This window comes from Geobacillus sp. BK01 (assembly GCF_052220245.1).
Lineage (GTDB): Bacteria > Bacillota > Bacilli > Bacillales > Anoxybacillaceae > Geobacillus.
This window is the reverse complement of the sequence record NZ_JBQPTH010000027.1, coordinates 19,862-28,404: the sequence shown is the minus strand read 5'-3', so window position 1 is coordinate 28,404 and position 8,543 is coordinate 19,862. Positions and strand designations below refer to the sequence as shown.

General features: G+C 54.5%; 7 protein-coding genes and 1 pseudogene. 1 reads left to right on the top strand and 7 read right to left on the bottom strand.

Annotated features, from left to right (window positions below; genetic code table 11):
- A partial coding sequence (locus tag ACTVDO_RS16095; RefSeq protein ID WP_442901865.1) for a DUF4277 domain-containing protein occupies nucleotides 1-355 on the bottom strand: 355 nt, incomplete at its 3' end.
- A gap of 57 nt (nucleotides 356-412) precedes the next feature.
- A pseudogene (locus ACTVDO_RS16090) lies at nucleotides 413-874 on the bottom strand (signal peptide peptidase SppA); the annotation flags it as partial.
- Between the two features lie 109 nt (nucleotides 875-983).
- Between ACTVDO_RS16090 and ACTVDO_RS16085 the strand changes: the two are divergent.
- Entirely contained in the window at nucleotides 984-1,787 is an 804-nt protein-coding gene (locus ACTVDO_RS16085; protein ID WP_020960914.1) for an NAD kinase, read from the top strand.
- Between the two features lie 156 nt (nucleotides 1,788-1,943).
- Here ACTVDO_RS16085 and mbcS read toward each other — a convergent pair whose 3' ends face one another.
- The 5 genes from mbcS to ezrA all read right to left on the bottom strand — a co-directional run bounded on the left by mbcS (nucleotide 1,944) and on the right by ezrA (nucleotide 8,387).
- Complete coding sequence (gene mbcS, locus ACTVDO_RS16080; RefSeq protein ID WP_020960915.1) at nucleotides 1,944-3,539, bottom strand: acyl-CoA synthetase MbcS; 1,596 nt, start codon at nucleotides 3,537-3,539, stop codon at nucleotides 1,944-1,946.
- Nucleotides 3,540-3,889: 350 nt separating this feature from the next.
- The gene (locus ACTVDO_RS16075) at nucleotides 3,890-4,096 is read right to left on the bottom strand and encodes an alpha/beta-type small acid-soluble spore protein (RefSeq protein ID WP_020960916.1); all 207 of its coding nucleotides are present in this window, start codon (nucleotides 4,094-4,096) and stop codon (nucleotides 3,890-3,892) included.
- Between the two features lie 80 nt (nucleotides 4,097-4,176).
- Complete coding sequence (thiI, locus tag ACTVDO_RS16070) at nucleotides 4,177-5,382, bottom strand: tRNA uracil 4-sulfurtransferase ThiI (protein WP_041267986.1); 1,206 nt, start codon at nucleotides 5,380-5,382, stop codon at nucleotides 4,177-4,179.
- Between the two features lie 7 nt (nucleotides 5,383-5,389).
- Nucleotides 5,390-6,535 carry a cysteine desulfurase family protein gene (locus ACTVDO_RS16065; RefSeq protein WP_020960918.1) on the bottom strand — a complete coding sequence of 382 codons (1,146 nt, stop codon included), beginning with the start codon at nucleotides 6,533-6,535 and terminating at the stop codon, nucleotides 5,390-5,392.
- A gap of 148 nt (nucleotides 6,536-6,683) precedes the next feature.
- Nucleotides 6,684-8,387 (bottom strand): septation ring formation regulator EzrA, encoded by a 1,704-nt coding sequence (gene ezrA, locus ACTVDO_RS16060; protein ID WP_442901864.1) that lies wholly within the window; start codon nucleotides 8,385-8,387, stop codon nucleotides 6,684-6,686.
- Nucleotides 8,388-8,543: the final 156 nt, after the last annotated feature.

Below are 8,543 nucleotides of genomic sequence, written 5' to 3'. Positions count from 1 at the left end.
CTTTCTTGTAGATCTGCACGAGGCAAGACGACAGGACTTGATGGATATTGGCCTCATACAGCCGGTCCAAATGGCGAGCAATGGCATCGTCGTTGAACCAAGACGGATCCAACCCCGGCCGGATCAGCTTGGGCAAATCGATGTCATGCGCCCACCGTTCCAAATGAACGAGCGCTTGCCGGCCGCTCAAGATATCCAGAATGATGAGGCTGACGATATCGCTGGTTCGGGTTTGGCATTGCGGATCGACCGGAACCAGCCGGTCAATCAGCTGAAGGAGGCCAAGATCCTTGAAGAGGGCGCTTATTATATTCAAATAGGAACTTTCATAAATCGCGCGAATTCGAATGTCCATGATGGAAAAACTCCTTTGCGTTGCTTGTGTGTCAAGGATTCATTCGACATGAAAACAAAAAAATCCTCCCGATTTTGGTCGAGAGGGTGCGAAATGTGAGTAAATCGGCTTTTTCGTTTCGTTTTTCAGCTTCAGCAGCTGATCGTGAATTTCCGCGCTTTCGGCCACCCCGCCGCCCGGCGAGTTGATGCGCAACACGACCGCTTTGACATCGTCATCTTCTTTCACTTGTCTGATCATTTGCAAAAACGTCTGATGGTTATAAAGCGGCGAGGCCAACAACGCATCGGCTTCCGCTGCCTCCTCAATGACACCGCTCACTTCCAGCACGGCGATTTTTTGCAGCGGGTCACCGTCTTCGACGACCTCCTCGCTAAACGGCTCCTCCATAAGCGTCAGCCAGTTTTCCGACCATGTTCCGGCCTCGTCAGACAGCAGTGCACCGATGGTATTAACGAGTACGGACATAATAAATAGAGCAGCAGCGATCGCCAGCGCCGTCCACCGTTTTCGATTCATCCTCTTCCCCCTTTGCATCGGCTGCCATATTTTTAGAATCATGGCAAACGTGATACAATATTCATTGTACATCGGTTCAAGATTTGATGCCATTGGGAGGGCGCAAAATATGGACATGGAACGCAACCGTCTTTATTTTTTTTATAAGCATGACGATGAGCTGATCGAACGGGTAAAGCCGCTCATCGAGCGGGCCGAGCGCGGGCCGTTTGTCGTTGTCGACGACGCCCGGGAAGCGAACATTATCGTCAGCATCGGCGATGACGGGGCATTTTTGCAGGCGGTCCGGCAGACCGGATTCCATCCCGACCGTTTATACGTCGGGGTATCAACGCTGCCGGCGCGCGGGTTTTATTGTGATTTCCAAATCGACGATATCGACCATATGGCCGAGGCGGCTAGAAACTGGAAACTCGAAGTGCGGCGCTATCCGGTTATTGAAGTGACGATCGACGGGACGGCTTCGTTTTTCTGTTTGAACGAATGTTCCATCCGCTCACAAATCATTAAAACGATGGCGGTCGACGTGTTCATCGACGACTTGCATTTTGAGACGTTCCGCGGCGATGGCATTATCGTCTCAACGCCGACCGGCAGCACCGGCTACAACAAGTCGGTGCGCGGAGCGGTCGTCGATCCGCTCCTGCCGTGCTTCCAAGTGAGTGAACTCGCCTCGCTCAACAGCAACCGTTACCGCACGCTCGGCTCGCCGTTCATTTTGAGCGGCACGCGGACGCTGACGCTGAAAATTTCGGAGGAAACAAGCCATTTTCCGATCATCGGCCTCGACAATGAAGCGCTCAGCATCCAGCATATTGAACGGATCGACATCCGTCTGAGCGACCGGGTCGTGAAAACGGTGCGCTTAAAAGACAATTCGTTTTGGGATAAAGTGAAGCGCGTCTTTTTGTAGCGATCGCAAAAAAGGGTGCTCTGCGTCGGCAGAACACCCTTTCGCTTTGCGGATCGCTTCACGCGGCCCGCTTCCTCTTCCTGAAACGGGCCGCGTGAAAGCCGGGCCGAGACGGACTTCGCTAAGCTCACGTCGCAAAACCCCGTGCCGCGGCGTTTATGACGACCGGCCGAAGAGGCGCGCTTCCCGCTCGCGCAGCTCGACGCGGCGGATTTTGCCGGACACCGTTTTCGGCAAGTCGTTGACAAATTCGATTTTGCGCGGATACTTGTATGGGGCGGTCAACTGTTTGACATGTTCTTGCAACGCCGGGATGAGGGACGGATCAGTTTGGTCGATCCCTTCGCGCAAGACGACGAACGCCTTGACGACATGGCCGCGCACTTCATCCGGGCTGGCGACAACCGCGCATTCTTTCACCGCCGGATGTTTGACGAGGGCGTCTTCGACTTCAAACGGACCGATCGTATACCCGGAACTGATGATGATGTCATCGCCGCGCCCTTCAAACCAAAAATAGCCGTCTTCGTCTTTGCGCGCCTTGTCGCCGGTGATGTAGTAATCGCCGCGGAACTGCATCGCTGTCCGCTCCGGGTCTTTGTAGTAATGTTTAAACAACGCCGGCGTTTCGACATGGACGGCGATATCGCCGACTTGTCCCGGCGGGCACGGCTCGCCGTTTTCATCGATAATCTCGACGCGGTTGCCCGGCGTCGGTTTCCCCATCGAGCCCGGCTTGATCTCCATTCCTTTCATGACGCCGACTAGCAGCGTATTTTCCGTCTGCCCGTAGCCGTCTCGCACTTCGATGCCGAAATGTTTGGCAAACGTGTCGATCACTTCGCGGTTGAGCGGCTCACCGGCTGAAACGGCACTATGGAGAGGGGACAAATCGTAGCGGCCGATGTCCGGCACTTTCGCCATCAGACGGTACTCGGTCGGCGTGCAGCAAAGCACATTGATTTGATATTTTTCGAGCAGCCGCAAATATGTTTCCGGCTCAAAACGGCCGTAATAGACAAAGCCGGTCGCCCCTGAGCCAAGCACCGACAAAAACGGACTCCAAATCCATTTTTGCCATCCCGGTCCGGCCGTCGCCCAGACGAGATCGCCCTCTTCAATGCACAGCCAGTTTTTCGCCGCTGTGCGCAAATGGGCGTACGCCCAGCCATGGCAATGCACAACCCCTTTCGGATTGCCGGTCGTGCCGGATGTGTACGATAAAAACGCCATATCATCGCGCGACGTGTCTGCCGCTTCAAGCACCTCGCTTTCCTTTGCCATGCACGCTTCAAGCGGCAGCCAGCCGTCATGAACGTGTTCGCCAATCGAAAATTTGAGCAGTTGATCGATGCCATCGATCGGAGCGAACTCGCCGAGATACGGTTCGTAGGCGACGATCGCCTTTACTTCCCCGTGGAACAGCCGGTATTGCAAATCTTTTGTCCGCAGCATCTCCGAGCTCGGAATGACAACCAGCCCGGCTTTGAGCGCCCCTACATACACTTCATATGCCTCAATGAGGCGCGGCACCATGACAAGCACTTTGTCTCCTTTCTGAAGACCGCGCGATAAGAAAGCGTTTCCAATTTGATTGGCGCGCGCCATCAGACGGCCGTATGTAATCTCCCGCGTTTCCCCTTGCTCGTTTTCCCATTTTAACGCGATCCGATCCGGATCAGCCGTTGCGTGTCTTTCCATTTCCGATGTTAAATTGTACCGCTCAGGCGCGATCAATTCTTCCCGCCTCATCGTTCCTCCCCCTGTTCCTCGTTAGTTTGCCGGTGCCGGCATTTTCATTATACAAAACAGTTGTTATATTTTGAATACTTTTTTGACATCTTGAACGCTCTCCCACCTCCACGTACGCTTCAAGGTGGGAGATTCTTGGAAACACCCGCCCCGCGGCAGACTCTATGCATGATCTTTCCTTTCGTATACAGGAACGTGTGTTCTATATCTTCCGTTTCTGTTTTGCGGAAGCAAGAGTAGCGGCAAATCCCGATTTCTCCCCCACTGACGCCCGCGCGTGGAAGCGGGGATCTTCTCGTTCAAAATGATAAACGGCGGGGAAGACCCCGCCGTGAAGCCATCATATGAAATTAAAATTGGCGTGCACCGCCCAATTGTTGTTGCGCCATGGCTACGAGACGTTTCGTGATCTCGCCGCCGACCGAACCGTTGGCGCGGGAAGTCGTGTCAGCGCCTAAATTGACGCCAAATTCTTGGGCGATTTCATATTTCATTTGTTCGAGCGCTTGTTGGGCACCCGGAACAAGCAATTGATTGTTGTTGTTGTTGCGTGCCATCTGTTTTCACCTCCTTGTGTCTATAGAATGTGTGAAAACAGACGGCCATATGCAGCAACGCTTTTGGTAAATTTTGAGATTTAGAACAGTCCGGCAAACTCGTCCGTCCGCCCAGTCTCTTCGTCCATCACCATCGTTTCCGTCTCGTTGATCGCCTTCTCGAGCAGCGGAGCGAGATCGAGTTCGCGCTCATAATGGAGCACTTTCTCTTTTTTTGGCTTCGTTTTCGGCGCCCGCGGCGTAAAAATGGTGCAGCAGTCTTCGTATGGAAGAATCGAAATATCGTGGGTGTCGATGTGCTTCGCCATCTCGATAATTTCCATTTTATCCATGGAAATGAGCGGGCGCAAAATCGGTGTGTTCGTCACTTCGTTAATGACGTGCATGCTTTCAAGCGTCTGGCTCGCCACTTGGCCGAGACTTTCCCCGGTGACGATCGCCAACGCCCGCTGGCGGCGGCGCAAGGCATCCGTAATGGTTAACATCGCCCGCCGGGTGGAAATGAGCGAGTATTCGTTGGGCACCCCTTGGTAAATGGCTTGCTGCACTTCGGTAAACGGCACGATGTGCAGCTTCATTTTTCCACCGTACGTCGTCAGCTTGCGCACTAAATCAATCACCTTTTGCTTCGCCCGCTCGCTGGTAAACGGCGGGCTGAAAAAGTGAACCGCCTCAATTTCCAAGCCGCGCTTCATCGCCAAATACCCAGCGACCGGGCTGTCGATGCCGCCGGAGAGCATGAGCATCGCCTTGCCGCTCGTCCCGACCGGCAGGCCGCCAGCGCCGAAAATGTCGCGGCATGTGACATACGTGCCGTCTTGGCGCACTTCGACGCGCACATCGATGTCCGGCTCGCGCACATTGACCGTCAAGTCGTCCGTCTGCCGCAAAATATGCGCCCCGATTTCATGGTTCAACTCGTCGCTTCGGTACGGAAACTGTTTATTGACGCGACGGGCGCTCACTTTAAACGTTTTTCCTTTGTACGGCAGCTGCCGGATGGCGGCGAGCGCCGTTTCTTTGATCGCCGCCAAGTCGTTTTCGCATTTCATCGCCAAGCTGAACGAATGGATGCCAAAGACGGTTTTCAGCTTGTCGATGATCGGCTCGTGCGGCTCACCGTTTAATAAAATGTACATCCGGTCGCGCATATATTCAATCTGAATTCTAGGAAATGCCTGCAGTTTGCGGGCGATGTTTTGTTTCAGCCGCCGCACGAACACATTGCGGTTTTTTCCTTTCGTCGTCATTTCCCCATAACGGATTAAAATGCGGTCATACTTCATCTCCATATTATCCCGTTACCTCGCTTAATGTTTTGATCGCCTGTCGGATGGCCGCCACTGCCGGCGCGATCTCTTCCCGTGTATTGTCAAACGACAAGCTGATGCGGATGCCGCGCTCGGCCCGGTCTTCGCCAACCCCCATGGCCAGCAGCGTTTGGCTCGGCGCCTTTTTTTTCGACGAACAAGCCGATGTTGTCGAGACGTAAACACCACTTTTTTCCAGTTCATGAACGAACACTTCCGGCTTCATGCCGCGCTTTAAGGAAAAGTTGATGATATGCGGGGCGGCGCCGTCCCGCGGCGTGTTGATCTCAATGTCCGGAATGGCGGAAAGAGCGGTCAGCCACTCGTCTTTGAGCGCCTTGAGCCGGTCGATCTCCCGCCCGTATCTCTCCATGGCAAGGCGGAGCGCTTTGGCCATCGCGACAATGGCGGCGACATTTTCCGTGCCGGACCGAAACCGCATTTCCTGTCCGCCGCCGGCCATTAATGGCGCCAAGCGGACGCCTTCGCGGACGTACAGTACACCGGCACCGCGCAATCCGTGAAATTTATGGGCCGATATCGTGCATAAGTCGACGCCCGCCTGTTTCAAATCGAGCGGCACTTTGCTGATGCCTTGCACCCGGTCGACATGAAACAGCGTCTTCGGATAGCGGGCTAAAAGCGCCCCGATTTCTTCAATCGGCTGTACGGTGCCGACTTCGTTGTTCACATGCATGATTGAAACGAGAATCGTATCGTCGCGCAGCGCGCGTTCGATTTGTGCGGGTGACACTCTTCCTTCCCGGTCAACCGGCAAGTACGTCACCGCAAAGCCGAGCTCTTCCAGCTGGCGACACGGCTCTGCGACGGACGGATGCTCGATCTTTGTCGTAATGATGTGCCGGCCGCGCTGCCGATACTGCCAGGCGACCCCTTTGATGGCGAAGTTGTTCGCTTCCGTCCCGCCGGACGTGAACACAACCTCGTTCGCCTTGACGCGCAGCATGGCGGCGATTTGTTCGCGCGCCTGCCCAAGCAGCCGTTCCGCCCTCATGCCCAGCCCATGGAGCGAAGACGGATTGGCAAAATAGTCCGTCGCGACCGTGACAAACGAATCGATCACTTCCGGGAACGGTTTCGTCGTCGCGCTGTTATCAAGATAAATCATCGTTTCCATCCTCCGCTCGTCATCGGCAAATGTACATAACCATCATATAAAAGCGGGCCGAAAACAGCAATGAAAACACACATACACTTACATTATTCGCCAAAAACCCGATAAATATCGGATTTTGCCGATATTTATCGGGTTTGGATCAGCTTTCGCCCCCATCATCCGCCCGCCAAAGCTGCTGCACGCGATTGAACGCGCCCGGCTCAACGCTTTCAATCGTCGCCACCGCCTGCCGGAGCGCTTCTTCGTAATCGTAATGGCGGAACAAAAATTCGGCTTCCTCAAGTCCTTTGTGAACCGCCGGATAACGGCGGCGGTAGCGGTTGCCGTATTGAATCGTCCGTTCGGCCAACGCCGCCTGTTCGACCATTTCGACTGTCCGCTCATACAACCGTTCAACAGACACTTTGGCCTCTTCGAGCGCCTCGTCGACCGCCGGCATGTCGAGCGGCTTTTCCTCAAGGCGGGCGGCGACGGTTTGCAAGCTCGTTTTGGCCTCTGCAAGCTCGTGTGAATAAGACTCCGGCAGCCCCGGCAGCCGGCTTTTTTGCACGAGGCGAAGCGCTTCGGATAGCGTTTTTCTCATGTGGTCGAGCTTTTCGCGGGCAATCAGTTCGTCTTTGCGCAACGTCTGCAGCATCACCCGAAACTGCTCATGCTCTTCCTTCATCATGCCGATGTGCCCAACGAGCTGTTCCAGCTCTTCTTTTAGCAGCGAATAGGCGGTTTTCGCCTCGGCAGCGCGGTCATGGATGAGCCAAAACCGCTTTTGCAGCTGGTGCAGCTGCTTTTCAATGCTCCGGTATTTTTCAAGGTCGCCCGGCGGCAGATGGTAGCTTTGTTGGACGAACAGCGCTTCCGCCTGCGTTTCTTTCGCGTCGGCGGCGAGCTCTTCAAGCATGCCGCCAATGCGCGGCATTTCCTTCTGCACATACTGATGGGCCAGCACTTCTTGTTCAAGTGAATCGTACAGCGCGTCGATTTCCTCCTTCAGCTCGGCGAGCGTCTGCTTTGCCTCTTCCACACGCAGCTCGCCAATCATCGCCAGACACTGCTGAATTTTGTTCTGTTTTTCCTCGATCGCGCGTTCGACATCCAAGTGGTCAAGTATGTACCCGTTTTGTTCCATTTCCCGATAGCCGTCAGCGAGCTCGGCAAGCTGGGCGGGAAGGGACGTTTGGCACTCGCCAAGCAGCGCCGGAATGTCCTTCATCATCGCAGCGAGGCGGTCAAGCTCCTGCCTGAGCGCCAAAACGACGTCACGCGCCGCCAAGTAGTTGCCGGCTTCCGTCAATTCCGCAAATGACTGAAAGTGCTTTTCCGCCTCGGCCAGGCGGACATCGAGCAGCTCGGCAGCCGCTCCAAACGTATACCGGTAAGCGAGCAACGTTTTCTTCGCCTCCCGGTGGGCGGTGCGCAGCTCTTCAATTTCAGCCCGGCTCTGCTCTTCGCTTCCGATCAGCTCGTTGACTTCATGAATGATTTGATGCACCTCTTCCTCAAGGCGGCGCAGCCCGTCCTCCGTTTGCCCGAGCAGCCGGCGCGCCTGCCGGTACCGATATTTCTCGAGAAGCGTCTCGGTGTCAAACAGCTGTTCTTCGACATTCGGCAGCTTCACGGCCACGATTTCATCCCATTGTTGGCGCCATCGTTCAAACAGCTGCTCCGTTTCCCCGGTCATGTTCAACTGCTTCACTTTCGCGAGCTCGTCCGGCACCGGCCGGTTCATCAGTTCGATTTTCCATTCCTCAAGCCGGTCGATTTCCCGATACATCCGTTTCCGATACATATGATTGTATATGATTGCTCCTGCGCCGAGGAGCAGAACGATCCATACGATTTCCATACACGAATGCCCCCTTGCACTCCAGCTAATCCGAAATGAATGAAAATGGCGGAGAAGGCAAAAATATTTGTTTTTCAATGGTTCTATGATACCATGTTCACGACATGTTTTGACCAAAATTTTTATTTTTTTTTACAAGAATCTTCACTTGTTTTG